The organism is Vibrio chagasii, from assembly GCA_041879415.1.
Taxonomy (GTDB): Bacteria; Pseudomonadota; Gammaproteobacteria; order Enterobacterales; family Vibrionaceae; genus Vibrio.
The window spans coordinates 1,472,050-1,497,833 of record CP090851.1; the positions used below are offsets into that span (position 1 = coordinate 1,472,050).

The window sequence follows — 25,784 nt, forward strand, 5'->3', positions numbered from 1 at the left end:
ATTACCTATTGTTCTATTTAATTACTTTTCCTTATTTTACGTTTTGTTACAGGTCGCTACTGTAGCTAACAGTATTCGCGCCCATATATCTAAGCGCCCTATCGATTTAAAGAAATTCATAAGGAAAACAAATGTCATTTTCAGCTATCGCTGCCTTAGCGGTATTCACTGGTATCCTCTTCTTTCTCTACGGACAGCAGAAAAAAGAAAACACGTTATCGCGCTTAGTTCTATTGGGTTTAGTTTTCGGTAGTGCTTTTGGTCTTGGCCTTCAGTTGCTATTTGGTGAAGGTAATCCTGTTATCAAAGAAACACTAGACTGGGTAAACATTGTCGGTCGTGGTTACGTTGGCCTACTGAAAATGGTGATCATGCCACTAGTATTGGTTTCAATGATTGCTGCAGTAGTGAAACTTGAAAAAGGCGGTTCACTGGGCAAGATTTCTGGCATCACGATTTCTGTATTACTTGCGACAACGGCAATCTCTGCAATTGTCGGTATTGTTGTGACTCAAGCATTTGGCCTATCTGCTGAAGGTTTAACAGAAGGTGCTCGCGAAACAGCGCGTATCGCAACACTAGAAAGCCGCATTGGTACAGTTGCGGATCTAACGATTCCACAAATGCTGGTTAGCTTCATTCCAACCAACCCATTTGCAGACCTAACGGGTGCTCGCTCTACGTCTATCATTGCGGTTGTTATCTTTGGTGTGCTAACGGGTATTGCAGCTCGCAAAGTAATGGCAGAGAAAGAAGAACTAGAATCTCCAATTCGTACGTTCGTTGAAGCCGCTCAATCTATCGTGATGCGCTTAGTTAAGATGATCATGGCACTAACGCCATACGGCATCGCAGCGTTAATGGCGAAAGTAGTAGCAACATCAAGCGCATCTGACATTTTAAGCCTACTTGGTTTCATCGTAGCGTCTTACGTTGCAATTCTGCTGATGTTCGTTGTTCACGGTGTGTTGGTTTCTTTTGTTGGCGTAAACCCAAAAGAGTACTTCCAAAAAATCTGGCCTGTTCTAACGTTCGCTTTCACTTCGCGTAGTTCTGCAGCAACGATTCCACTGAACGTTGAAGCTCAAATCACGAAGCTAAACGTGCCACCAGCAATTGCTAACCTATCTGCTTCTTTTGGTGCAACAATTGGTCAAAACGGTTGTGCGGGTATCTACCCAGCAATGCTAGCAGTGATGGTTGCACCTACGGTTGGTATCGACCCTATGGACATCAACTTCATCCTTTCTCTAATTGCAATCATTACAGTGAGCTCTTTCGGTATCGCAGGTGTAGGTGGTGGTGCAACGTTCGCAGCACTTATCGTACTGCCAGCCATGGGTCTGCCAGTAACAATTGCAGCACTGCTTATCTCTATCGAACCACTTATCGACATGGCTCGTACAGCGCTTAACGTATCTGGTGCAATGACAGCCGGTACAATTACAAGTCGCCTGTTAGGTAAGAAAGACAAGCAACAAGATTTGGAACAAGCGAACGCTTAATTCTGAATCCAAAGACAAATAGACAAATAGACAAAAACCGATGCCCATGCATCGGTTTTTTATTATCTGTCTTATCTCAGAACCACTTTGTAAAAAGTAGAACTTAAAGCACCAATCGAATCACGTTCTCAGCTAATGCCTCATCGTCGTCTTCACTCAATCCACTAATACCTATAGCGCCAATCACCTGCCCTTGATGTTCAATTGGAACACCGCCTTTGAAGCCAGTGATCCGAGAATCGGTCCAGTAGCTCAAGTCTTTGCCTGTCTCTCTTGCCCAGCGCCCCAAATTACCACTCGGTTGTCTATCTCTAGCTGAGGTATAAGCTTTGTTTTGTGCCAACAGCCCCGCTTGCACACTCACGTTATTCATTCGCATAAATGCCAACAGTTCACCGTGTGTATCACACACACTCACTGCAATAGCTTGATCGTTGTTTCCAGCAATATCGACGGCTTTGTCTACGAGCTGCTGCACCAAATTTTGATTCAACATATAAAGCTCCTACGGCAATGCCTGACCACGCGAATACACGTATAAGTTGTACCACTCTTCTCGAGTGAGATTAATTTGTGTCGCTTTTGAAGACGCCTTGATTCGACCTAGGTTGGTAGTGCCAATGACAGGTTGGATACCTGCTGGGTGACGAAGTAAAAACGCCAATACGATCGCTTCACTTTCTACGCCGTATTGGTTTGCTAACTGCGCGACATAATGCGCGGTCTTTTTCACGTTCTCGTGTTCTGAATACAAGCCTTGCTCTGCAAAACGACCTTGCGCCAAACAGCCCCATGCTTGCAGTTGAATACCCTTCATTTGGCAATGCTCCAATGTGCCTGCAGCAAAATCCGATTGGTGATGACCTTGCGAGTTAATCATCACACCATCATTCAACCAATCAAGCTTTGCTAAGCTCATTTCAATTTGGTTGGCGACAATAGGTTGGCCGAGCGCCGACTGTAGATATTGGATTTGGTGGCTGTTCATGTTCGACACCCCGAAGAAATCGACCTTGCCCTGAGCTTTCAGATTCTCAAGCGTTCTTGCCAATTCATCGAGTCCCATCAGCGGATCAGGACGATGTAAAAGCAACACATCGAGCTTTTCGGTATTTAAGCGATTCAGAATGCCTTCTACCGATTGGCTTACCCAACCTGCCGAGAAATCATAACGACCCACGTTGCCTTCACCTTCAAAACGAATACCACACTTGGATTGAATGAACATTTGATCACGCAACTCTGGTGCTTGTTGTAGCGCTTGGCCAAAGGCTTGCTCTGCTTTACTGAAAGTATAAATATCAGCATGGTCAAACAGGTTGATTCCCGACTCTAGTGCCGTGTCGATTACGCTACGTGTTTGCGATGCATCAGCGGCCGTTACCGGGTTATCGTTCCAACCACCTCCCAGTCCCATACATCCATAGGCGATTTGTCCGACGCCCGGTAAGTATTTTGATAAAGGAATGTTGTTATCGGTTTTGCTTGTTGAATCAATGTTGTTCGTCATACCTGATCTCGCTTTGAAGGTCTAATGCCACTAAATATGCCTTTATCTTATTGTTCTTTTAAAAAAACAGAATATGCTAATAGCGAAATGATTGTTTGTTATGACGAACAATAGGGGCGAGCAGTTTTGAAGGAATACACGAATGAACGAGCATAAGAGAATAGAACGACTGATCCTATTTGTAGAGTTAGCTCAGCAACTTAACTTTACCAAGGCAGCGGAAAAGCTCGGCATATCCAAGAGCTACCTTTCAGAGCAAATTAAGCGTCTTGAGAATGACTTGCAGTGTCCTCTTCTCGTTCGAACTACACGCAGTGTTCGATTAACTCAAGAAGGTGAACGTGCGTTGCAACAAGGGTTAACCATTCGTTCTCAAGTATTGCAACTTGAACGCAGCGTTTCCGAACAGCACGATATCGTCAAAGGTACTTTGCGGCTCACCGCACCAAAGATGTTTGCAGAAGTCTTCTTGTTCGACATCTGCCAGAAATTTAGACAGCAATACCCTGAGATTCGCTTTGAGATAAACAGCAGTTATACCAACTTTAACCTCAACCACGATGATATCGACATCGCTTTTCGAGCAACCAACACCCCACCAGACAACATGATTGCGAAGCATTTGTTCGCCTATCAACATGATTTAGTGGCAACTCCCGGTTACCTTGACCAATTTGGTCGTCCCACCAGTGTGAGCGACTTAAATAGTCACCAGTGTTTAGCCACACTGCATCAAACTGAGTGGCCTTTAAAATCTGCAAACATTGATGTTTCGGGCTGGCTCTCAAGCAATGACAATCACCTACTTAAACAGCAAGCCCTATCGAGCAACGGCATTATTCGTATTGCCAGTTATTACGTTGACAAAGAAGTTGAACGTGGAGAGCTAGAACGAGTATTACCTGATGAGTGCCTGCAGCAAGGTAACAGTATTTATCTGTTCTATCCGCAAGTTATTTACCCTGCTAAAAAGCATCAAGTGTTTATTAAGTTTGTTCAGAGTTACTTTGAAAATTTAAACGAATAGCCGATTGCGGTTACAGATCAGGAAGCAATTAACAGTACAGCAAAAGGTTTAAATAACCTCATAAATTTCTGACTATTATCTGAGAAGAGCTATCGAACAATAATAAAGCGTTTTTGTGGACTTATTCATTCGTTATAAACGTTAAGCGTGCATTTGTTCAATAATACAATGGGTTATCTGGAGTAATTTTATAAAAATGATATATGATGCACCGTTTCAAACATAGCATTTACCCATAGCAAAAGTTCGATAACAGGATTCCAATGAGCTTTATTATACTTTTATTCCTTCTATTATTCGTTTTCGCGACTCGTTTACTTCAGTGGCGAAAAACCTCTTATTTTCTCTCCTTTATTCTCTTATCGTCATTTGTGCTGATTGGTACGGGGTTAATTCCTCGTTATTTATTAGATGATCTGCAAGCAAATTACGAAAGTAAACCAGATATACAATGGTCGGATAATAATGCAATTGTTCTTCTCGGTGCTGGCACTCAGTTTATTCAAAGCACACAAGATTTCGAACCAACATTTTTCTCTTATGGTCGAATCAGTGAAACGGCAAGCCAATATAAAGATTGTGCAAAATCGGAGACTAAGTGCAAAGTAATCATCAGTGGTGGTGACGCACAAGGCAACGGCGTGACAGAAGCGGAAATTTACGAGCAACAATTGCTGAGACTTGGCGTACCAAAAGCTGACATCATCCGAGAGCCTAACAGCGTGAATACATGGAAAAATGCACAGCTAACCAGCGACTTGATGAAGCACCACCAATTCGACAACATTATTCTGGTTTCATCTGGTCTACATATTCGCCGCAGTGAGCTCTATTTCAACCACTTCGGATTAGAGGTCATTCCGGTTAGATCCGATTACATGGCAGCGCAGGTTTCGTGGCTTCCTTTGTGGTACAACTTTGCTGTGACTGACTTCGCACTGCACGAGCAAATCGGTTTTGCGAGGTATAATATCTACAACTTTATGGGTTGGAATAGCAAACGCGAGAAGCCTGGTGATGCATAACGCATTACTCTTTGGTTACCGATAAAGCTCTAACTAGAGCAATTAAATAGATGAAAATGCAGCGACGGCCCTAAGGTTATCGCTGCATTTTTTTATGCCAGTGATACTCCAAAGTTAAACTATCTCCCTTCAATTTCTAGAGTCCTCAACACCAGTCACTTTCTAATCCAACCTATTTACTCATCAAAATAGAATGCAAAAAGAAAAAGCTTTCTCAAACGCCACTCGAACAATCATAAGCACTTGAAATATATATGAATTTATTTTCAATTCATTTCAGTATTTTTGCGATCCTTTTATGTGACAGAGTACGTGCCGCTAGGAGCCCTCGGCTTCACACCATATATAAAACAAAACTAAAAATAGAATCTAATAAAATGCCAAACAATGGCCATTAGGAACTCATTCATGTTCAACGTCAGTAAAACTGTACTAATTAGCGCTGCCATATCGTTAACGCCTCATTCCGTTAACGCAAAGATCTACTCAGACCAAGTCGTGTTAGACGACCTTGGCGAGGATAGTTGTCGTCATGACTATCGCCCACTTACTTACTCAGAAGCACAGGAGCACAAAGCCGCCCTTGTTTCTCGTATGAACGTTTGGGATATCATCGGCCTTCAAGATGATTGGGTGATCATGGGCTCTGGCTACCACGGCCTTATCAAGCATGGCCAGCCAAATGAAAAAACCTGGTGTTACCCTAATAAACCTGAAGCGGGCTTACCTTACTACGATGCACAAGTTATCCCAGAAAGCAGCAACCTTGAGGTTCAAAGAACTCTAGTCAACGACAATTCGAACTTCGTTAGACCATTAGCATACCTAGCAAACAACCTTGGTTATGCGTGGGTGGGCGGCGACAATTGCCGTTATGTCGGACAGGACATGGCGATAACGCAACTTAGTGATGGTTGGGAAATCAAAGGGAATAGTAATGGAAGCTGTTCAGGTGACCGTTGTAATGAGAAAACGACGATTACAGTCGATAAGTTTTCCTACACACTGGATACTCAGGGATTCTCGTACGGCACCGTTAAAGAGACAGACCAAGAGCAGATCAACACCCTTTCCGCTTATGCAATCAACGAGACAGATCAGCCGAAACAGATCATCGTCGATCTGCATTTCCTACAGACCACACAGTGGAACAAAACCAATCGCTTTGATCTTGCGGACGTTGTTACACTCGACGAGGACTTCAGCTGGCCTCAAGCAGGAAAAACGGATGTGCGAGTGGTGTTAGAAAAAGGCCAACATTTCTCTGATACCAATAGTGGTCAACATTCTGAGGCGAGTGACCTTCAAGCCATCTTAACGGTACCCGCTAACTCTGTGCTTCCTTTTCAAGTTGAGTTCTTGCGCTCAACTATCTCTTACCCTTATCGCATCGAAGCAAACATGGGTTACGACGTGAACTTCACAGGATTTCTGCGCTACAGCGGCAATGCTTTAGATTCACACCCGACCAACCGCCCTACAGTCTCACACACGTTTACCATGGGTACCAACAGCGATGAGCAAGCCAATATCCGTTACCAATGGGACCACCGTTACATTCCTGGTGAGATGAAATGGTGGGATTGGAGTTGGGCAATCAATGAATATGGCCTGAGCAGCATGCAATATGCCGCAGGCGCGAGTGTTCGCCCGTTTTACTCTCATGTGTCTGGTCAGTTTTATGCCAAATCACAATACTCTGGGATGATCGATATCGGTGCTGAGCACTCTGTCGATTCATTTGATGTTGTGGGCGTACTAACCAACCACAAAACCTATCATGCTGGTGATGTAACCGTCGTGACCGATTTCGACCCTGAAGCGCTAGATCGACTCGGTTATCGCGATGCCCAGCTAATGATTACTCCAATACAACACTAAAAACACAGCTGTATCCCAACATTAAGCTCATCACTTGGGTGGTGAGCTTTTTTGCTACTTCCATATCCAAAAGCCAACGCACTTATTCAACAACCATTCTGGGCAGTTTCCCTCTGTCGTCCGTGAGCAGTGTTCGAGAAGTGCTTTTACTCCCAACCACCAAAAAAGCCAATATTTAACTATGACCAAGAAAACCCATTTATGGCGGCTCGCTGCCATTGTCTATAGCCCCTTATCCGTCGCATTTTGTCTTAGTGACGGCGTCCAAGATACTCAATCATTAGATGCAATTAACCAGAATCGTATTACATCCTGGGCTCGAAACGAAGTGTATTCAGAGCCACAGTTTGGCATTGCACTTGGCGAACTCGAGCACGGTGCTCATACGAATTCTTTTTCTGCAGCTTGGCCACAAACAGAGCAAGCACTCGCGAGCGTCCCGCAAACTTTTGAAAGTCCACTAAGCGAGCAAAGTCTATTCAACCGCCTCGGTAAAGCGGGATCTTCTACATTGGAAGTTCTAGGGCCAGTTGGAGATGCTGTCGCAGTGGGCTTTTGGCTAGACAATATGGTGAGTACATTCTCTCAGGAATCCTCTACCCGCCTTGATAAAGCCGCGTCTGTTTTTTCCATCGTTCCGCTAGTGGGTGATGAGTTAAACCTATTGTCGAGTGATATCAAGTACTTCGCGGCCAAACAGAAAATTGAAGAGTTTGAGCAACAAACACACTACGTATTCGCTAACCACTCATCAGAATTTGCTCGGTTTCACCACAAAAAAGAAGACGCGATTACACTACTCAATAAATATGACAATCACGTAAAGCAGAGCGCTTCTATGTATGTCGACCACCTACTTCTGCAAGCTGATACCGAATATCGCCGACTAGCTTCTGCATACGATAGACAACTATCTAAGCAAATGGCACGAATCGATCTAGAGCTTTTGAAATCTCTGGGCCACGTTTCTGTTGATACAAATTTGCACCAACCTTTATGCCAAGGTTCATATACCTCTCCCAGTGAGCTCGAAAACTGCGTTAGTCATCAAGGACCAGCTCGAATTGATAACCTCATTAACAAGCTAAACGCACCCGAGTATCACGAACTTGCTTTAAAAGTACACGCCAAGAAAACGGAACTGGTCGGCATTGCTTTTCGTCAGCTGGAAGAACACCGACAAAGATTAATCAACGGAGTAAGCAACAGAGCAAAACCACACATCACTGCAATGATCAATCAAAGCACACTCAACCGAGGCACCTTGGAGTTTCAAGCGAGACAGAGTGGCTTAAGAGAGTATGCAAAAGAAATGTGGGATATCGATTACCTCAGCGAGGAACAACTCAAAACCGCGACTGTAGAGATACGTCCCGCAAGAACTTGCTGGGGCATTCCTTCCGTTGCGCCTGGAGGAATCCAAGCTTCTATCGATGCATGTAGAGATTCGGGCGCTTTATACGATACTTATCACCCTAAAAAAGACCCTGAACTCTCAAACGTATTAATGAAAAGAGTCGAGTTCAATGTCGACCAATATATAGCATCGAGAGTAACCTCTGGCTGGCCTGCAGACTTGTTTAGAACTCAACTTATTAATACCGCTAGCGCCTACATATCAGGCCAACTTTCTAATCAGATATTTGAGCAACAACTATCACTCCTTTCAAACTTGGAGACTCTGAGTTATCAAACAACATTGACGGATTACCTCAACAACAAGGGGCTCGATGGCTCTAAACTGGAAAATCGCACCAGCTGGTACCAGATCAGTCGCTGGTATGAACTTCTGCTAACCGAGCGCCCAACAGGTGGAGTGTTAAGCCAGATCAACCAATATGAGGTCTTTAAAAGTTTTATACAGCCTCAGTTTGAGCGTGCGATATCGCTGTCTTACATCCGTTCCCTCAATTATTCGCTGCCGTACCCAAGTGTTTATGCTGCACAAAATCTAAGATTCTACGCTCCTAAAATGGCGGACATCTTAGACGATGTGCTGGCTAAACCGGCAGCTAATGTCGAGCGAAACATGCAGCAAGCGATCGATAAGCTCTCAGAAATGGCAATGCAGACAACCAGTGCTAATGAACTTCAATACTTATTGGGTGACCTGTCTCTTTATCTGCAAATTGCACAACACCAGCAGTCTGAAGCCAACACTTCACTAGGCAATACTCATCAACATCAACTGTTCAACAGCACGCTATCACCTCTGCATCTGAGCTACCTGTCACAAGAACATGAAGATACCATTTCGTTTCAGGTTGGTGGAATCTCAACTCACCCGCTTTGGTCACACCTAGCTGATATCAAGAGCACATTAAGCCAAGGGGATATTCAAACGGCAGTAACACAACTAGGAGCCATCGTTAAGGAGGATGACTTCACTATGCTTCCACACATCAACCATATGCTGCTTAGAGACCTAGAAGATTGGATTGAAATCCAACTGGCATTAGAGGAATAAGTCTATGAAACATAACATTACACGAACCTTCTTGGCCTTGGTACTGCTCGTTAATTCAAGCCATACATTTGCTGGAAAAGGCTCTGAATTTGGACTTTTTTATGATGCTCCAGACGGCGTAAAAGTCATCGAAGGGTACAATTCTGCGGCTTATGGAAACCTTTATCGCATGTCCAGAAATCTATACGTGCAAACCAAAAGTGACGCCTACCTTGCAGATATGAGCGTGTTGATTCGCAACCTGCAACTATCGCCAACAGGACGTGAGATTTTACGACAAGTTGCTACCTACGAACCAGTAAATGCACCCGATGATGCTGTTGAACCGTTAATTGAACATACGGTTGGAGTCGATCAATCAAAGGCCACTGTTGTCACTGTGATCAGAGAACCAGAAGGTCCAGGCCGACTATTCGAGACAGTGCCTTCGATATTCGAAGACCAGCAAAAGGCTTCATTGGCATGGCAACGACAATTTAATGGCAAAGGGGTATCAAATACGATTCTCTTCTCCACCACCGAGATGGTTAATATTCCAGGGAAGAACACACCATTTGATCAAACTGTCGCTTTAGGACATGAGCTCATTCATGCTCGTGACTTTGCTTCTGGCGCTGTTCCACAAGGCAGTACACCCCAGTCTCATCGACATCCCGACACCAATCAAATCACAGAATATGTCATTCCGAATTATGAGTATCAAACGACAGGAATTGCACACTACAACAACGCTGAAAACGGGCGAGATCCTGTTACGGAAATCAGTAGTGCCAGACAATCAATGATCAACCTTCGCGAAGAGATGTATTTCCATTGGAAAGCACTGGGACAAGAGAAAGCGAAGGCGTATTTGAAAAATGAAAAAGTGGTGAGCGAGTTTCATTTGGCTGATGATCTAGGAAAAGAGAAGCGCAATACTTATTGGCCGAAAGAGCACTACAACTATCAACCCTATACTCTTGAAACCAGACCATCTGCAACACCTCAGCATGCCCCTAAATGGGATACCGTGGAAGGAAAACAAGCTCATATAGAAGTTAAACAAGCACTCCAACAATCATTGAATGAAGGGAGTAACCCAGCGATTGTTATCGTTGATGCTACCGAGCAGCGCCTTTCTCAAAGCCTGCAAAACTCGCCAGCGCTGACACGAAGAGGCCTTAGTAACCAGAGTTCCATTTTGAAATACGCCGCACAGAACGACATCAAAGTGATCAACCTATACAGCGCCGCCAATGAAACACCATTGAGTTCGCTAAAGAAACGGAAAAAGAATCTGTTATACCGAGCGATTTCAGGTAAAAAAACAGAAGAGACTCAAGGTTACCAGGATGTTCAATACAACGAAGGCAACCAAACAGCCCTAACCTCAGCACTAGAAGACAATGACGAAGTGTTAGTGATGGCCTACTCTGACGGCAAAGTAACAACAAATGTTATCGACAGTCTTTCAGAAAACATTCAAAAACAAGTGGTTGTATCGCGATACGCTAACTTGGATTACCAACCATCAAACCTTAGCGCAGAAGAAAGCACGGCATGGAAAACGCTGGGTAGAAAAGACAATGTGAGAATGCTTGGAGGTGGTAGCCGCTCTCGCTTCAATATATGTAGCATCCAGTAAACAAGGCTCAAAACGCCAGCTTGCGACCAGCTAAACGTCATATCCAGCAGGCCCTTTGTTAATGGCTAATCACAATTCCAAAGGGCCAGTTTATGACAAGCAAATCTGTTACGTGACTTAAAAATGCAATCACAGCGACACAAAAGTTTGAGTTAATGAAGCCGGCTAAAGACAGAGATCCCTTACAGGAGGAGCTATGAAATACTGTCCATGTTGCTCAACAGAGTTAATCGAACGAGACGATATCCATATTTGTCCACGTAACGAAATTGGTGACTGTTATTTTGATGGTTATGAGCAATCTCATATTGAATATCATCAGCTCAAAGACTACCCACAAGATTCAGCGTTCGATATCACAGAGGTCATCGCTGACTAACTCTCACAGGGTTGAAAAACGGAGATTGTCTCGCTAGTAAAGCGTCTCAGCTTACGTTTATGTTCTCCAAAATTAAAAAGCCCTGATGGTAATATCATCAGGGCTTTTTTTGTCTTTCAACGCCATAAACATACAGCGAATCAAGCAGCAGTTAACTTGGTGTTACCACATTAGATCATCAGGGATCACGAAGTCTTTGTACGGGTCATCCTCGTCAACTTCATCAGTGCTTGCTGTTTGAGTATCAACGATTGACTCCTCATCACGCATAGCGATTTTGTTTGCTACCGCTGTTGGAATCACAACATAGCTTTCGCCTTGACGTGCAATACTCAAGATACCTTTACTCAATTGCTTTTGAGTCAGCTCTTCAACGTATAGGTATTTAACTAAAGTACCATCGGTGAAGTTATATTTGATTTCACCATTTTTCAGGTCGATCTTGTTCATGTCGATCAGCTGCTTCACTTGAGCTTTGATCTCTTTGCTCAACTGCTTTTCTTTCAGCTGTTGGTTTAGCTCTTTATCTTTCGCTTGCTGCGCCAGCTTGTTCTCTTCTGCTGCCGCTTTTGCTTCACGAGCTTGAACACGAGACTTTTTAGAGCCCTTCTTCGCCTTCTTTAATTTTTTCTCATTTACCAAGCCAGCTTTAAGCATCTGCTCTTGGAGTGTTAACTTTGCCATGACTTTCCCAGTTCAGGATTAAAAACGGCTCTATCATACCTGTTTTTGTACTTTCTGTTTACTGAACAAATCGAAATTACGGATCAATTATTAGATTTATTTCAGTCACTCTAGGTAAATCGTCGTGTCGCTTTACGTTAATCGCACTTCACACTTTGGACGTAATAACCGGTTAGATTTTCACTACCTAAAACTGGGAGGTAGTTAGGAGTATGCCCTCTGCCGATACCTAATTGCTCTCTATTTTACGCGCGCGTAACACTTATCATTCCATTAAAACAATGCTTTCATTTTCAATAACTGATTGATTTTATAAAACCTTGGCATATATCTCATAATTTAATATTGCATATAGAGTTATAACTCAAACGTAATATCTATTGACTACGTTATTCATTACACCCATCAGTAAGGATAACGTAAACAATGAAAAATCAATGGACTTGCTTGAGTGCATTACTTGCATCAGCTTCATGCTTATCTACCACAGCTATCGCCGATACCGACGTGTATCTGACCAATAACACCAACCAAGTAATGACGATTCAAGCGAGTCACAGTGGTACAGACCTCCTTAAATTTGGAGGCGAATGGCAACAACATGTTGAACAGATTGGTCCATGGGAGACCAAAAAACTGATCAGCTTTAATCGCTGGACTGGTGTTAAATCAGGGGAAACTTATCAGTTTGATACTGTGGTTTCGAATGCGGTTGGTGAAAGTATCATTCTCAATCAAACCATGAAGGGACACTGGTACAACTCTACCTTACAACATGGCTTAAGTGCTGCTGATATCAACCTAATCCTTCACAACGACCGTAATATCCACCGCAGTACAACCGATGCCTTTGACGTAAATACCGAGCTTGCACTGAAAGCCGATAACACCGCGCGCTACGATGATATTTACTACACCATCACGCCAGAAAAAGTAGACGAACAGCCAGAACCAGATGCGAATACACTAAAAGTCATGACATACAACATATGGGCACTCCCTGTCATTGCTTCACACATTGGTGACCGTTATGACCTGATCCCGCAGTATGTCAAAGGTTACGATGTACTCGCGCTTCAAGAGGTGTTTGCTAACGGCCGAGATGAATTCTTACGTGAACTGGCCAAAGAGTACCCTTACCAAACTAAGATGCTCGATAAAGATGGCATCAACATTTATGACGGCGGTGTGATGATTGTCAGCCGCTACCCTATCGTCAATGAAGCTCAGTATGTATTCCCCGACTGTACCGGCACAGATTGCTTTGCTGACAAGGGTGTGAACTACGCTGAGATCATCAAAAATGGCCAGGCTTACCATGTGTTCGGTACTCACACTGCATCGTTCGACACGGACACCGCTCGTGACTACCGACAACGTCAATTCAAGCAAATGCGCGCGTTGGCTCAATCTCTAGATATTCCAGCGTCAGAAACGGTCGTTTACAGCGGCGACTTCAATGTAAACAAGCTTAAATTTCCTAGCGATTACCAAGAGATGTTTGCCAACCTTCAAGCGATTGAACCCGAGTATTCAGGCTATACGGCGTCGACATTCGACCCACGTATAAATAACTTCGCCGGTGAACCAATGTCTGGCGGAGAAAACGTTGAATATCTTGATTATGTCGTCGTCAGCTCTGAGTACGCGGTTAAAATTCACAACAATAACCGCGTCGATGTGCCTCGCTCCACCAGTAGTGAACTCTGGAAACACTACAATCTTTCAGACCATTTCCCTGTTAGTGCAATCATCAAGTAGCGCGGTAAAGTACCAATGCATCGTGTTATATTAATCATCATGCTCACCACATTGGTGGGCATGATTAGCTATTCATGGTCATCAAAAGAACCTGAAACTTCTCCTCCTTTGGTTCAACACAGCGGCGTTTCTGATTTCACCGAAGATCGCCCGTTGACCGCTAGTCACATCGCCGACAATCGAACAAACACTTCATACCCAACAGATGAACCAGAATCTTTTGATCACGTTGTTTTTGCAGAGCAGCTGTTAGATCTCAAGGGAAAAACCTTGTTTAGTGAGCTTGACCAGTTTTGGGGGCTGTGCCAACAAGCTAGCAGCTGCAAGGCGCGACTCTCTGTGTTACAAGATGAGTTACCGAGCGAATGGTTTGAATTACTCAGCCACTACCCAACTCTCTCTGCAGAGTGGAAATCGGTCGAGAGCACCATGCCTCTTGAATCGATAGAGACCTTAGAAGAAAGGGTTCGTGTATTTGAGCAGTCTGCACAACAAGTATGGGGGGAACTCGCCCACAAACTATTTTCCGATCAGTTCTCGCACTTAAATTTCACGCTTAGCGCTAGCTTAATCAAAGAAGTCGAAGCAACGGAATTTTTTTCACATTACCAAAACCTACTTATGGAATGGGAAGGCCAAGCCGAAGTATTAAACACAGATACCGCAGCCAAAAAATACGAACTCGCTATCTCGTTACTTCCGAGTAGCCTGAGTCCAACCGAGCTAGTCTCCATTAAAAAAGAACTACAAGAGACCTATTTAGATGAATCACAAGCAAACAACATTGTAGCTCGTGAACAACAAGTAGCGCAGCAACAGCAAACGGTGGCGACTTATCACGAACAGTTCGCTCAACTTAAGTCCTCCTTAGATGTGCTGCGATCCACCAGCCATAGGGATTGGAGCACCCAAGAATGGGATAACTACTATCAACAACAAGTGTCTAGCTTTCGGGAGAACTTCTTTAAATAACCTCTTTCGACAATCTAGCCCCAATCACCAGGCCAGCTAGCGTGAGAGCGGATCAGCTGAGGCCATCGCGAAACTGTGCTGGTGTTTTATGAAGCCAGCCCTTAAATGCCCTTCTGAAATTGGCAGGATCAGTGTAGCCAAGCCTTTCACCAACATCGTCAATACTCATGTTTGTAGCGAGCAGTAGCTCTTTGGCTAATTCGACTCGCACTTCTGTCAGTAGTTGCTGATAACTCGTTTCATAATTGCTCAGTTCGCGTCTAAGGGTACGAGAACTGCAACCAAACAGCTCTGCCAGTCGCTCTATGCTCGGGAAATGACCTGCAGTTTGATAAAAGATGGTTTTGATTTGGTTAGTAAGCAGATGCTCAGACTCCAACGTCTCAACAATCGACTGACAAGACCTAAGGTAACGTTTTAGAGTCGAGGCATCATGAGTCGGTAACACCCGCAATAAAACAGAAGCATCGAACCTAAGCTCGCAGACATTTTGCTCAAAAGTGACCTTACACCGAAAGCGCTTATCATAGAGTTTTGCGTAATTTGGACTTGGGTAAGGTAACGATAGAGCTTCAATAGATAACGCTTCCCCGGTCAGCTCTTTAAACAAGGAGACGATTGAGCTAAGAAAGTACTCACTGCAGAAAGGAAGCAATTCGCCGACCTCTAGCGTGTTCTCGATTTGTATCGCAGCGAGTTCGCCATCACGAATCAACTTTACAGAAAAGATAGGCCCATTTAGCCGCAGGTATTTAAAGCCGGCTTTGATCGCCTCTTCAACATTTGGGCTGGTTGATAACGCATAACCTAACACCCCAAAATGACTCAAGCTTGCATGCTCCCCAAGCGACAAACCTAACCCCTCATTTGGGAAATTCTGATTCGCCATACGAAAGATAAACAGTTTATCTGCGTATGTGAGCTTTCCATTTGGGTCTCTCCAATCTAGGTATTCCAACCCTGCACAACCAAGCAGTGTTTCAACGTCTACGCCTTTTTGATCTAACGTATTGAGTAAAAGTGTGACATCTAAGGTACCTAACTGGTGGCGATGCTCCGTTGGCATATACTCTGCGATAATTTCCAATCAAATCTCCCTCATCACTCATTGCACTTCGGTCACTGAAGTACTCCATAGTGACCAAGTCGTGAATTAGCACGTACTCTTGTCCGAATATGACCTCCAAATTCTACTAAACTCACCGCACAATGGGGTTAATTGTTAAATTAATGTGAAGCCTCGCAATGATAAACACACTTCCAGCTCCAGACTGCGTGATTAACTCCAATGGTCACCCAACCATCGGGCATTTCGATGGCATCCCAAAACAATTAAACATAGAAAACTTCGATTATCGAAACGCCATGGACGCAAAAGCAAACCCTTGGCATAAACACTTCCACTACAAACAATTTCAGTTTGTAAGCTTAGTTACACAGACTCACATCATTGGCGTAGCTATTGCTGACATTCGTTACTTGAGTTCAGCGTTTTGTTACGTATACGACATAGAGAGTAACCACCTAACAGAGTCCAATTGGCTGCGACCTTTAGGGCTTGATAAGCAGATCACCCACTCCCCCTTTGAAGGTTCGACAAAAATTGCAGGTCAAAGCATCGCTTTCAATATCAAAGAAGGACAGTGGAACGTTGCAATCAACACCAAGCTCATCAATGCCGAATTTTGCTTGCTGCCAGATCCCGATAGCTTACCTATGGCGATGTGCACACCAACCGGTTATTCAGGGTGGACCTACACCCAAAAACACAATGCACTCAGAGTAACTGGGACACTTAAGATAAACCAACATGAGGTCTCTCTTCTCAATGCACGTGCTGGCTATGACTTTTCTGCTGGATACATGAGACGTGAAACCAGTTGGCGTTGGGCTAGCATCAATACGCTAGTCAATAACACGAACATTGGCCTTAACCTCGCGGCCGGAGTTAATGAGACGGGTGGCTGTGAGAACGTACTGTGGATTAACGGGACCCGGCACTTACTTAACGGTGCTCAGTTTACATTTAGCCGCCAAGATGCCCATTTACCTTGGCAGATAACGTCTGCAGATGGTCGCATCAACCTGACTTTTACTCCCTCCAACCATCGCAGCGAGAAACTCAACCTATGGCTGTTAAAGAGTAACTTTCGCCAGTTCATCGGGCACTTTTCTGGCTCAATCCAAGACAATGATGGCATCACGCACCAACTCAATAATGTACTTGGTTTGACGGAAGACCACTTTGCTCGTTGGTAACCGAATCTTCTGACGGCTTAATTACGGGTTATGACCTAGACACCTCAAGTATGACTTCTCAACAAGGATACAACATGAATATCGACGCATTAATCAATCATCCAGAATGGCTGCTGTTGGTACTGGCACCTTTATTCATGATTTGCATGCTGGCCGAGTATTTTATTGGCCAGAAGCAAGGCGGTTTACCAGATAACTCCAGCTATAAGCTATCCGAAGTGGTTTGTAATTTCACATTGGCAGGCATGCATCAGCTGTCGGATCTATTGACCGGGCTGCTGGTCGTTCAGCTTTACCTCTGGTTATTTGGTTGGCGTTTAATGGACATAGAGATAGGCGTGTTGAGTTTCATTTTGCTCATGGTTTTACAGGATTTTTTCTATTACTGGTTCCATCGAGCAAGTCATCGTGTTCGCTGGATGTGGGCAGCTCATGTCGCTCACCACAGCTCAGAACGCATGAACTTTAGTACTGCTTTTCGTCAAAGCTTAATGTACCCAATCGCGGGGATGTGGCTATTCTGGGTGCCGTTAGTCATCATAGGGTTCGACCCGAAATGGGTAATATTCGTCGTGCTTTTGAATCTTGGTTTGCAGTTTTTTGTCCACACACAGTGGGTTCGAAGCTTAGGGCCTCTTGAATACCTGTTTAACACACCATCGCACCACCGCGTGCACCACGGCAGAAACCCGCAATACATCGATAAAAACTACGCAGGGATTTTGATAATCTGGGATAAGCTATTTGGCACTTTCGAGCCAGAAGTTGAAACCGTACGTTACGGCGTCACCAAGCCAGTCAACAGCTATAATCCCATTACAGTCACTTTCCAAGAGTGGAGAGCGATATTGAAAGACTTACGTAGCCAAAGATTAACGCTGCAACAAAAAGTAAAGCTCATGCTCTCACCTCCTACTGATTAAGCGTAACCAGTTAGTAAACCTTATGAAAGTCGATCAGCTGGAATGTTAGGTCGCTGACCCAGAAGTCGCCATCTAAATCGGCACCTTGAACGAATCGATTATCCCCCATTTCTAGCGTGATAATGTATTTTCCAGCAATCAGGCCCTCTACCATGTAAAAGCCATCGCTTTCTATTTCACTGGAATATTCGGTGCCTTTCTGGATGTGTTTAAAGTGCAGGTACGCATTGCTTTCTATATCCCCTTCCACTGTGCCATCCACACCAAACGACACCACCATTTCAATAGGAGCATGAGTCTGTCCCACTTGCTTAGTATTCACAAACACTGGATTCTGAATTGGAGTTAAGTTGAGGTCTAACGCCCCTTCATCGATATAAATAGGTAGCTTTTCTCTAGCTGGCACACTTGAGAACTCAAACCTTCCCTTCGAGTCACTGACAGCACGTTGATCGAGAACCTGTAAACTAACTCCGGCTATGGGTTGTTTATGATGGTCATAAACAATGCCGGTCAGTTTAGAGTGGTTGTATCGATTCCATTCAACAAACTCGCCAATATCTTCATCGAAGTAGGTTTTTGCGCCAAATTCCGTGGTCATTTCCACGCCATACCGGTCTTCTGTCCCTTCCAGTTTAAACAGTAGGTACGGATTCACACGAGCTTCCAAAGAGGCTGTAAATGAGACCTGTTGTTTCTGGTAACGTGCAGATACGTTAGTGGTCAGCTCTTGAAACACCTCTAGAGGGTCAAGCACACACTCTTTACAAGCATTTCTCCATGAAAGCTCCGTGCGTTCGTGATGCCCAGATCCATTCACTGTTCCAGATATATTCCACGAGGTGTCAGAAAAGCCGCTTTTAGCGAGCTCGACAGTATGCAAGTAACTGTCTTGGTGAGTATCTTTCGCGTATTGATAATCGCCAGCATAAGAAAGGAACAGATTGCTCGACACTTTGGCGTTCACTTTTGGCTCTACACTTAACTCGTCATCATCGTTTCTTACCGTTAAAAAGGCGGTCAGATTGGCAAGAGACAAGTTGTATTTGAAAACATCATACTCCATCGACTCTAAAGCCAATTCATCGGTCTTATTAAGCTCAATCGATGCAGACTGATCGCCACCTAACAAGATATCAAACTCCATGGGGAACCGATTAAAATCGGGTAACCAACCAATATGTCCAGCAAACCAATGTGTCGGTAAATATCGCCCCTGAAAACCGACTAAATCTTTGCCATGCTGCCGTCTGAAAGCACTACCCACGGTAAAGTAATCAGCGAGGCCATATTCTAGAGACACCGCGCCCGCTCGATCTGCGCCCTCATTGCCTACTACCTCTACGCCCCAATCGTTACGCGGCAAAAAAGCATCTTCTAACCCAGCAACGGTGATCTCTTCTTCCTGCCACACCCCTTTTGATAAGTAGTAACGAAACTTAATGGTGTCACCGGGGGAAATGTTGTCTTCTTCAATAACAAAGCGCCCAAACTCATCAGAGCGATAAGTCCTTTGGTAGATGCCATTAACCAACACATCAATGCTGATATTCGGTTGAGTTGTACGCTCCAATTGTAAGTTGCCGAACTCTGGCTGACGGTTCCGATTGGTGTAGTAGAGACCGTCTTCAAGGGTTTGGTTAACCGTAAAAACGCTGCCATCCAACAATACATGCCCTAACTCAAGCGAACCCTCACCATCGTTCGTCTCAACCGCGATGTTGTAATAGACGATGGGCTGATCTTCTCTCGAATCGATAGATAATCGGGATAAGGAGTGTTCGGTGCTTAGAATGGTATCGGAAATGGCATAGACATCACCTCCCTCTTCACTATCGTGATATACAGACATTGCTACGCGTGTCGCTAAGCCCACCGTTGCTTGAGGCTCTACGACAGGCACGTTAGAGGCTCGTTTCAATTCTTCGGCTTTCTTTCGAGATTCATTTTTGATCTTTGAGATCACCGCTTCCAGCTCAGTTAACGAGCTGAACTCTGGCGACACTGTTAACCGATAATCATCAATATCCCAACGGACTTTTGCGGGAATACAGGCTTGTAAGCTGTACCAGTGGATATACGTTTCTGCATCAATCACCTCAAACTTAATCGACTGGATATTCGTATCATCGCGATAACAAATTGCTTGCTGGGTATCGACGATATAGGGAGGAGACTCTCTACCTACATCTTGCGGCAGGTAGATTTCACAATAGCCGTCTTCATCGCATTGGCCATTCATCTCTAGTAGAGAAAATGCCGCATTGGATATCGAAACAAACGGCTCTTCGTAGTCATCCATCATCACGCGATAAAAGCTATCACCGACTTGTCCTACTCGAACCTCGATATGAGCAGGATAGAGTTCGCTCGCCTCATCTTCACCTTGTAACTGTGATTGCGCGGGAAAAGGCAATAATGAGTAAAGCAAGACAAGTCGGAAAACCAGATGATGGAACATGGTTCTTGTCGTCACTCAGTTGAGCGCCTGGTCACTGATAATAGAGACGTCGGCCTACAGAACACATTCGTACAAAGGTTGGTCGTTTTGTACTAATGACACCTTAGATCCTTTCGGAAACGGCTTAGTTAACTCCGCATTACGAAGCAACACTACCTTTTCACTGTGTTCATCAACATTCAGTTTGGCGCTAAACTGAAACTTACCATCATTCGTGATCTTAAGGTTTTGATCAGCACATTGGAACTTCACGTCCTGAACTTGCTCGCCTTTTTGAACATACACTGGAACATAACTATTGATATGGAAATTGAGCTCAAATGCTGAACCATTGTTCGAACGCACCGTTCTTGATAAATCAGTCGCTTCAGGTGCTTTCGCTATTGGTGAAAACCATAGATAAGCACGGTACTCTCCATCAGGCATATCGTCAGGTAAGGCGTTCATACGCAAACGAACAGTGCGCCTTTGATTAGGCTTTAGTTCACGGATGATTGGTGGTGAGACCTTAATCCAATCAGCAATGTTTTCTGACTCAGCAATATTAGCGTCAGTGCGAACTAAGCCGCTTGCCTTTACTGAACGGTAGATGGGCTTTATCTCTAGTCGGATCGGTTCATTTGAATTATTCTCCACGACAATTTTCTCCGTGACTGAGGCATCAGCGTCTAGGACAAAGCGAGTCGGTGCGATAAGGAGTTGAGCGTAAGCTTGTGCAGTGAAAAGTAAGCCGAAAAAGCATGAGATAAATAACTTCATTTATAATTGACCTCAAAAGGGATAGTGCTGGTATAAAGGCCAGCAGGATGATTAGCGCCAATTTTTACTTTTGCACCAATACACAGAAGTTTGCTTCTCCCATTCCCTTTAATTTTTGCTCGACCTCTCTTAGACAAGCCACAGCCAAAATAAAATTTCCTGATTCGAAGACGTTTCGATTTTTGAGAATGGTTAAGATATTGATTAGAAGGAAGCGAAACCACGATCTTTTTTCCCGGATCGCCTTCAACATAAAAACGAACCACGTAAATCTGACCATTAGCCGGATTAGCATCGGCATTTTGTCCAGAACCAGAGATATACATACCAGGAAATTTCACTTCCATATTTTCAGGAATTATTTCCAGAGCATAGAACGGGCTTGAATATAGAGTCAGTCCGATATATATCGCGTATTTAACTACGCATTCAAATAGAGACTTCATAGTAAAAGCGGCTGCTCTATTACAGCCACAATATTATACTAGTTTCACTTAATTATTGGTAAGTAACATCAACTGCAACGTTTGCAGCATAAGTACCAGCTACCAACGATGCGCTTGAAGTACGAGCCGTACCACCAATATTAAGATCCGCAGTACCACCAGTTAGGGTTATAGCGTTGTTAAAATCAAACTCAGCAGCAATCGTATTTACACCGTTAACTAAGTTGGTATCAGAAATACTTACTGTCACCGTATCACCTGATTCACCCGTAAGTGTAAACGCCGCAGCTCCTGCATCACCTTGAGCAACAACAACATCTGTCGTGTTATCTGAAGTGATGATACCGAAATCTAAATCACTCGTTTTTGTCATTGTAATCGCTTGTTTTACTTCTAGTGTTGCATCAAAAGTGTCACTCACAGCAAAAACGTTTGCTGAAGAGATAGAAAGTGCAGAGACGGCAACAACCTTAAAGACTTTATTCATTTCTTTAATCCTTTATATAAAATCGGCTTTATTATTAGGGTTACCTAATAGTCAAACATAGTTAACAATTAAGTAACAACAATCCTATTTAGAAAATATATATATTGACACTTATTTATAAAGAAATGGGACGCATTGAGAATAAGATCACGCTAATTGATATAAATAACACCAATAAAAATAATGGTATTAGAGCATTTCATCCAACAATATATAAAACTTGTTTTACATCCTAATCAGTTAATAAATATATTTATTTAATCAAGAACACTTAAATTTTTTAGAATATATTAAAAATACAGTACGAGATAAATTTGAAGTAAGACGAGAAAACGACGTATATAGATCAGCGTGTTGCAATAAAGTCTCAAATTTGAAACAAACTAGAGAAACCATAACCTTGTAATAAAATTGAAATATTAACCGGCAAGGGGTTAATTTATGTAACCTCACTATTGATAGTGTATTAAAAATAAGACATATCAAATCATCTAACATTATTATTTGTTACGGTGATTAAGACTATTAAATAACGTCTAAAAAGGAGGATAATTTGATATTAATGACCTATTCAGTTTCATTTCTCACGAGCGTTAAGTGCAGCAAAGCGCGTGATATTAGAAGCTTGATGCAAGGTAGTTGAAAGCGGTAACACACTCATCTTTAGACTCAGTAATGCTTTGGCTGTCTTTTAACTGTCTATGGTTGACTCCAAATCCCAAATTGCCTCCCCTTCGAGTACTTTAACCGCAACACTTTGTTGGTCCATCTTGCCAAGAAATAACCAACCTAAGATACCCAGTCCCCGATTTCAGTCTGATTGAATAGGAATGCAGCACTTTCCTGCAATTTATTTGTGATCTGGGTTGCACGCGTACCGCATACTATCAGATACTGAACAAAACTAACCTTCAGCCACAGTACACAGTTACCCGTAGACTGTTCAGGAAATTCAATGAGTTCAGATAATCAGCCAACCTACTTCTTTTTCGATTACGAAACATGGGGCGTGAGCCCAGCGAAAGATCGTCCAAGTCAGTTCGCCGGCGTTCGTACCGACCAAGATTTCAATATTATTGGTGAGCCATTGGTCATCTACTGCCAACCTCCTGCTGATTACCTTCCTGCACCTGAAGCTGCACTGATTACTCGAATCACTCCACAAAAAGCCATGTCTCAAGGCCTGGCGGAACCAGAGTTCATCGCTAAGATCCATGCTGAACTTGCAAAGCCGAACACCACAAGCCTTGGTTACAACAGTATTCGATTCGATGATGAAGTCACGCGATACACCTGTTACCGTAACTTCATTGACCCGTATGCATGGAGCTGGCAGAACGGTAACTCTCGTTGGGATCTTTTAGATGTGATGCGTGCCGTACACGCCCTGCGTCCTGACGGTATTGTTTGGCCAGAAAACGAAGAAGGTTTCCCAAGCTTTAAACTGGAACATCTATCTGTGGCAAATGGCATTGAACACGAAAACGCGCACGATGCGATGGCCGATGTTATTGCGACGATTGAACTCGCGAAAAAGCTAAAAGCCGCACAACCTAAGATGTTTGATTATCTCTACAACATGCGCCACAAACGTAAGTTGAATGAGCTGGTCGACATCGTAAATATGACACCGTTAATGCACGTTTCAGGTATGTTCGGTCGTGACTGCAATTACACAAGCTGGATTGTTCCTATGGCGTGGCACCCTACCAATCAAAACGCGGTGATTGTTGTCGACCTAGCAAAAGATCCAAGCCCGCTATTAGAACTTGATACTGATGAGCTCAGAGAAAGACTTTACACCAAGCGCAGCGACCTAAATGAAGACGAGCTGCCAGTGCCAATTAAGCTGGTTCAACTCAACAAGTGCCCTATTCTAGCGCCAGCAAAAACGTTAACCGCTGAAAATGCTGAAACCATTGGTATTGATCGTCAGCAGTGTTTGAAGAACCTCGCGATCCTGCGCGAACACCCAGAAATTCGTGAAAAATTGATTGGCTTATATTCACAGGAACGTGAGTACGAAAAGAGCGACGATGTAGATACCCAGCTTTACGATGGCTTCTTCTCACCGGCGGATAAAACCGCGATGAACATCATCCGTGAGACTGACCCAAATAATTTATCAGCGTTAGACATTACCTTCAGTGACGAACGCATCAAGCCTTTGTTGTTCCGTTACCGCGCACGTAACTTCCCATGGACGCTAGATGAATCCGAGCAACTTAAGTGGGCAAACCATTGTCGTGAGTTTTACGAAAGCCGCTTAGAAGAGTACATGCTCAACCTAGAGAACCTCGCACACGAACATGAAAGTGACGAGAAGAAAATGGCTATTTTGAAAGCGGTGTATCAATACGTAGAAAAGCTAGCTAGTTAACCCATTATCGAGAGATGTAAAACCTTGAAAGAAAGATTGATCAAACTCGTTTACTGCTTAATCTCCTTCACCTTAATCATAGGTGCTCTCACTGCAGGCAACGCGTTACAACAATACTTAGACACCTCAATCCCAGGCAGTATTTTTGGCATGTTAATTCTGTTCACTGCCATGGTGATTGGTATTGTGCCGGCACATTGGGTACAACCTGGTGCCAGCCTAATTATTCGTTTGATGATTTTACTGTTTGTCCCGATCAGTGTCGGGCTTATGGAACACTTTGACATGCTGATCGCTAACGCGCTGCCGATTATGGCGAGTGCAGTGGGTGGCACGCTCATTGTACTAGTCTCCTTATCATGGTTCTTAGACCGCTTGCTAGCGAGAGGTAAGTAATCATGTGGATTCTATTAACTATTGTGGTGTTTCTGTTTGCTCGTTGGGTAAGTCAGAAAGTGAACTCCCCACTATGTAACCCGCTTCTAATAAGCATTGGCATCATCATTCCAATTCTGACGTTCTTTAAAGTCCCCTTCGAGACCTACTACGCAGACAACACTTGGATTACCTACATGCTTCAGCCAGCGGTTGTCGCCCTAGCTTATCCTTTATATGAGCAACTACCTCAAATTCGAGCCAACTGGCGAATCATTACCTTTGCATGCACGCTGGGTAGTGTGATGTCGATGACAACAGCGGCAATGATTGCCGTCGCTTTCAAAGCCGACCTAAGTTTGATTGCGAGTCTATTGGGCAAATCAGTCACTACCCCTATTGCGATGGAAGTATCAAGCCATCTTGGTGGTGAAGCGGCGATTGCTGCAATACTGGTTCTTATCGTCGGATTATTTGGGGCAATTTTTGCTTACCCTATCTACAATCTAATTGGCATTAAGAGCCCTATTGCCAGGGGTTTAACCATGGGCACAGTTTCTCACGCGTTGGGTACGGCAACTTGCGCTGAAAAGAACCAAGAAGATGCGGCTTTCAGTTCACTGGCGTTAGTGCTGTGTGGCGTTATCACCTCAATAATCGCACCTAGCGTGTTTGGTTTGGTGGTCTGGTTCTATTCCTAGCCAAGACGCCCACAACCCGACTTAGCCCAAGCCAAGCCCTGTCGATATCAGTGTTTGCTTGGGCTTTTTGTTGCCATTTATTCAGCTAATAACAGGCGATTTTGAACAATAAGTGCGATATCAGCTGTAAAAATGGTCTTTGCAATCGATTTCAAGTG

At 43.8% G+C, this 25,784-nt stretch carries 22 protein-coding genes; 14 read left to right on the forward strand and 8 right to left on the reverse strand.

From position 1 onward, the window contains the following. The first annotated feature begins 131 nt into the window (after window positions 1-131). Entirely contained in the window at window positions 132-1,505 is a 1,374-nt protein-coding gene (locus L0991_06605; GenBank protein ID XGB63735.1) for an L-cystine transporter, read from the forward strand. Window positions 1,506-1,608: 103 nt separating this feature from the next. Here L0991_06605 and L0991_06610 read toward each other — a convergent pair whose 3' ends face one another. Further along, window positions 1,609-2,001 carry a heme-binding protein gene (locus L0991_06610; GenBank protein XGB63736.1) on the reverse strand — a complete coding sequence of 131 codons (393 nt, stop codon included), beginning with the start codon at window positions 1,999-2,001 and terminating at the stop codon, window positions 1,609-1,611. Window positions 2,002-2,010: 9 nt separating this feature from the next. Continuing rightward, window positions 2,011-3,015 carry an aldo/keto reductase gene (locus L0991_06615; protein XGB63737.1) on the reverse strand — a complete coding sequence of 335 codons (1,005 nt, stop codon included), beginning with the start codon at window positions 3,013-3,015 and terminating at the stop codon, window positions 2,011-2,013. 142 nt (window positions 3,016-3,157) lie between these two features. Here L0991_06615 and L0991_06620 point away from each other — a divergent pair, with 142 nt between their 5' ends. The 6 genes from L0991_06620 (at window position 3,158) to L0991_06645 (ending at window position 11,418) form a co-directional block, all read left to right on the forward strand. Next, on the forward strand, window positions 3,158-4,042 hold the full coding sequence (locus L0991_06620) for a LysR family transcriptional regulator (GenBank protein ID XGB63738.1): 885 nt from the start codon (window positions 3,158-3,160) through the stop codon (window positions 4,040-4,042). 263 nt (window positions 4,043-4,305) lie between these two features. After that, window positions 4,306-5,067: a YdcF family protein gene (locus L0991_06625; GenBank protein XGB63739.1), complete on the forward strand. Its 762-nt coding sequence runs from the start codon at window positions 4,306-4,308 to the stop codon at window positions 5,065-5,067. Window positions 5,068-5,475: 408 nt separating this feature from the next. After that, the gene (locus tag L0991_06630; protein ID XGB63740.1) at window positions 5,476-6,948 is read left to right on the forward strand and encodes an aerolysin family beta-barrel pore-forming toxin; all 1,473 of its coding nucleotides are present in this window, start codon (window positions 5,476-5,478) and stop codon (window positions 6,946-6,948) included. A gap of 181 nt (window positions 6,949-7,129) precedes the next feature. Further along, complete coding sequence (locus L0991_06635) at window positions 7,130-9,415, forward strand: hypothetical protein (protein ID XGB63741.1); 2,286 nt, start codon at window positions 7,130-7,132, stop codon at window positions 9,413-9,415. A gap of 4 nt (window positions 9,416-9,419) precedes the next feature. Continuing rightward, window positions 9,420-11,039 carry a type III secretion system effector protein gene (locus L0991_06640; protein XGB63742.1) on the forward strand — a complete coding sequence of 540 codons (1,620 nt, stop codon included), beginning with the start codon at window positions 9,420-9,422 and terminating at the stop codon, window positions 11,037-11,039. A 196-nt stretch (window positions 11,040-11,235) separates the two neighbouring features. After that, window positions 11,236-11,418, forward strand: coding sequence for a hypothetical protein (locus tag L0991_06645; protein XGB63743.1), 183 nt, complete (start codon window positions 11,236-11,238; stop codon window positions 11,416-11,418). A 162-nt stretch (window positions 11,419-11,580) separates the two neighbouring features. On the opposite strand, the gene L0991_06650 is transcribed toward L0991_06645, so the two are convergent. Continuing rightward, the gene (locus L0991_06650; GenBank protein ID XGB63744.1) at window positions 11,581-12,102 is read right to left on the reverse strand and encodes a DUF2058 domain-containing protein; all 522 of its coding nucleotides are present in this window, start codon (window positions 12,100-12,102) and stop codon (window positions 11,581-11,583) included. A 426-nt stretch (window positions 12,103-12,528) separates the two neighbouring features. Between L0991_06650 and L0991_06655 the strand changes: the two genes are divergently transcribed. After that, on the forward strand, window positions 12,529-13,863 hold the full coding sequence (locus L0991_06655) for a sphingomyelin phosphodiesterase (protein ID XGB63745.1): 1,335 nt from the start codon (window positions 12,529-12,531) through the stop codon (window positions 13,861-13,863). A gap of 15 nt (window positions 13,864-13,878) precedes the next feature. Beyond that, window positions 13,879-14,835, forward strand: coding sequence for a chromosome partitioning protein ParA (locus L0991_06660; GenBank protein ID XGB63746.1), 957 nt, complete (start codon window positions 13,879-13,881; stop codon window positions 14,833-14,835). 52 nt (window positions 14,836-14,887) lie between these two features. Here L0991_06660 and L0991_06665 read toward each other — a convergent pair whose 3' ends face one another. Beyond that, entirely contained in the window at window positions 14,888-15,922 is a 1,035-nt protein-coding gene (locus L0991_06665; GenBank protein ID XGB63747.1) for an AraC family transcriptional regulator, read from the reverse strand. A 158-nt stretch (window positions 15,923-16,080) separates the two neighbouring features. On the opposite strand from L0991_06665, the gene L0991_06670 reads away from it, so the two are divergent. Both L0991_06670 and L0991_06675 read left to right on the forward strand, forming a co-directional pair. After that, a complete protein-coding gene (locus L0991_06670) occupies window positions 16,081-17,094 on the forward strand; it encodes a DUF2804 domain-containing protein (GenBank protein XGB63748.1) in 1,014 nt (337 codons plus the stop codon). A 74-nt stretch (window positions 17,095-17,168) separates the two neighbouring features. Then, window positions 17,169-18,017, forward strand: a complete 849-nt coding sequence (locus L0991_06675) for a sterol desaturase family protein (GenBank protein XGB63749.1) — start codon at window positions 17,169-17,171, stop codon at window positions 18,015-18,017. A 10-nt stretch (window positions 18,018-18,027) separates the two neighbouring features. On the opposite strand, the gene L0991_06680 is transcribed toward L0991_06675, so the two are convergent. Genes L0991_06680 through L0991_06695 form a run of 4 tightly spaced genes read right to left on the reverse strand, consistent with a single transcriptional unit; the run spans window position 18,028 to window position 22,170 of the window. Next, window positions 18,028-20,478, reverse strand: a complete 2,451-nt coding sequence (locus tag L0991_06680; protein XGB63863.1) for a carboxypeptidase-like regulatory domain-containing protein — start codon at window positions 20,476-20,478, stop codon at window positions 18,028-18,030. A 54-nt stretch (window positions 20,479-20,532) separates the two neighbouring features. Further along, complete coding sequence (locus tag L0991_06685) at window positions 20,533-21,237, reverse strand: molecular chaperone (GenBank protein XGB63750.1); 705 nt, start codon at window positions 21,235-21,237, stop codon at window positions 20,533-20,535. After that, complete coding sequence (locus L0991_06690; GenBank protein XGB63751.1) at window positions 21,234-21,683, reverse strand: DUF4402 domain-containing protein; 450 nt, start codon at window positions 21,681-21,683, stop codon at window positions 21,234-21,236. The genes L0991_06685 and L0991_06690 overlap by 4 nt, the downstream gene beginning before the upstream one ends. A gap of 52 nt (window positions 21,684-21,735) precedes the next feature. Further along, the gene (locus tag L0991_06695; protein ID XGB63752.1) at window positions 21,736-22,170 is read right to left on the reverse strand and encodes a DUF4402 domain-containing protein; all 435 of its coding nucleotides are present in this window, start codon (window positions 22,168-22,170) and stop codon (window positions 21,736-21,738) included. Between the two features lie 955 nt (window positions 22,171-23,125). On the opposite strand from L0991_06695, the gene sbcB reads away from it, so the two are divergent. Genes sbcB through L0991_06710 form a run of 3 tightly spaced genes read left to right on the forward strand, consistent with a single transcriptional unit; the run spans window position 23,126 to window position 25,626 of the window. Next, on the forward strand, window positions 23,126-24,550 hold the full coding sequence (gene sbcB / locus L0991_06700) for an exodeoxyribonuclease I (protein ID XGB63753.1): 1,425 nt from the start codon (window positions 23,126-23,128) through the stop codon (window positions 24,548-24,550). A 24-nt stretch (window positions 24,551-24,574) separates the two neighbouring features. Continuing rightward, window positions 24,575-24,946: a CidA/LrgA family protein gene (locus tag L0991_06705; GenBank protein ID XGB63754.1), complete on the forward strand. Its 372-nt coding sequence runs from the start codon at window positions 24,575-24,577 to the stop codon at window positions 24,944-24,946. A 2-nt stretch (window positions 24,947-24,948) separates the two neighbouring features. Further along, window positions 24,949-25,626 (forward strand): LrgB family protein, encoded by a 678-nt coding sequence (locus L0991_06710; GenBank protein XGB63755.1) that lies wholly within the window; start codon window positions 24,949-24,951, stop codon window positions 25,624-25,626. Window positions 25,627-25,784: the final 158 nt, after the last annotated feature.

Coding starts and splice junctions, on each gene's coding strand:
- L0991_06605 (XGB63735.1), top strand. CDS start 132: ATGTCATTTTCAGCTATCGCTGCCTTAGCGGTATTCACTGGTATCCTC.
- L0991_06610 (XGB63736.1), bottom strand. CDS start 2,001: ATGTTGAATCAAAATTTGGTGCAGCAGCTCGTAGACAAAGCCGTCGAT.
- L0991_06615 (XGB63737.1), bottom strand. CDS start 3,015: ATGACGAACAACATTGATTCAACAAGCAAAACCGATAACAACATTCCT.
- L0991_06620 (XGB63738.1), top strand. CDS start 3,158: ATGAACGAGCATAAGAGAATAGAACGACTGATCCTATTTGTAGAGTTA.
- L0991_06625 (XGB63739.1), top strand. CDS start 4,306: ATGAGCTTTATTATACTTTTATTCCTTCTATTATTCGTTTTCGCGACT.
- L0991_06630 (XGB63740.1), top strand. CDS start 5,476: ATGTTCAACGTCAGTAAAACTGTACTAATTAGCGCTGCCATATCGTTA.
- L0991_06635 (XGB63741.1), top strand. CDS start 7,130: ATGACCAAGAAAACCCATTTATGGCGGCTCGCTGCCATTGTCTATAGC.
- L0991_06640 (XGB63742.1), top strand. CDS start 9,420: ATGAAACATAACATTACACGAACCTTCTTGGCCTTGGTACTGCTCGTT.
- L0991_06645 (XGB63743.1), top strand. CDS start 11,236: ATGAAATACTGTCCATGTTGCTCAACAGAGTTAATCGAACGAGACGAT.
- L0991_06650 (XGB63744.1), bottom strand. CDS start 12,102: ATGGCAAAGTTAACACTCCAAGAGCAGATGCTTAAAGCTGGCTTGGTA.
- L0991_06655 (XGB63745.1), top strand. CDS start 12,529: ATGAAAAATCAATGGACTTGCTTGAGTGCATTACTTGCATCAGCTTCA.
- L0991_06660 (XGB63746.1), top strand. CDS start 13,879: ATGCATCGTGTTATATTAATCATCATGCTCACCACATTGGTGGGCATG.
- L0991_06670 (XGB63748.1), top strand. CDS start 16,081: ATGATAAACACACTTCCAGCTCCAGACTGCGTGATTAACTCCAATGGT.
- L0991_06675 (XGB63749.1), top strand. CDS start 17,169: ATGAATATCGACGCATTAATCAATCATCCAGAATGGCTGCTGTTGGTA.
- L0991_06680 (XGB63863.1), bottom strand. CDS start 20,478: ATGTTCCATCATCTGGTTTTCCGACTTGTCTTGCTTTACTCATTATTG.
- L0991_06685 (XGB63750.1), bottom strand. CDS start 21,237: ATGAAGTTATTTATCTCATGCTTTTTCGGCTTACTTTTCACTGCACAA.
- L0991_06690 (XGB63751.1), bottom strand. CDS start 21,683: ATGAAGTCTCTATTTGAATGCGTAGTTAAATACGCGATATATATCGGA.
- L0991_06695 (XGB63752.1), bottom strand. CDS start 22,170: ATGAATAAAGTCTTTAAGGTTGTTGCCGTCTCTGCACTTTCTATCTCT.
- sbcB (XGB63753.1), top strand. CDS start 23,126: ATGAGTTCAGATAATCAGCCAACCTACTTCTTTTTCGATTACGAAACA.
- L0991_06710 (XGB63755.1), top strand. CDS start 24,949: ATGTGGATTCTATTAACTATTGTGGTGTTTCTGTTTGCTCGTTGGGTA.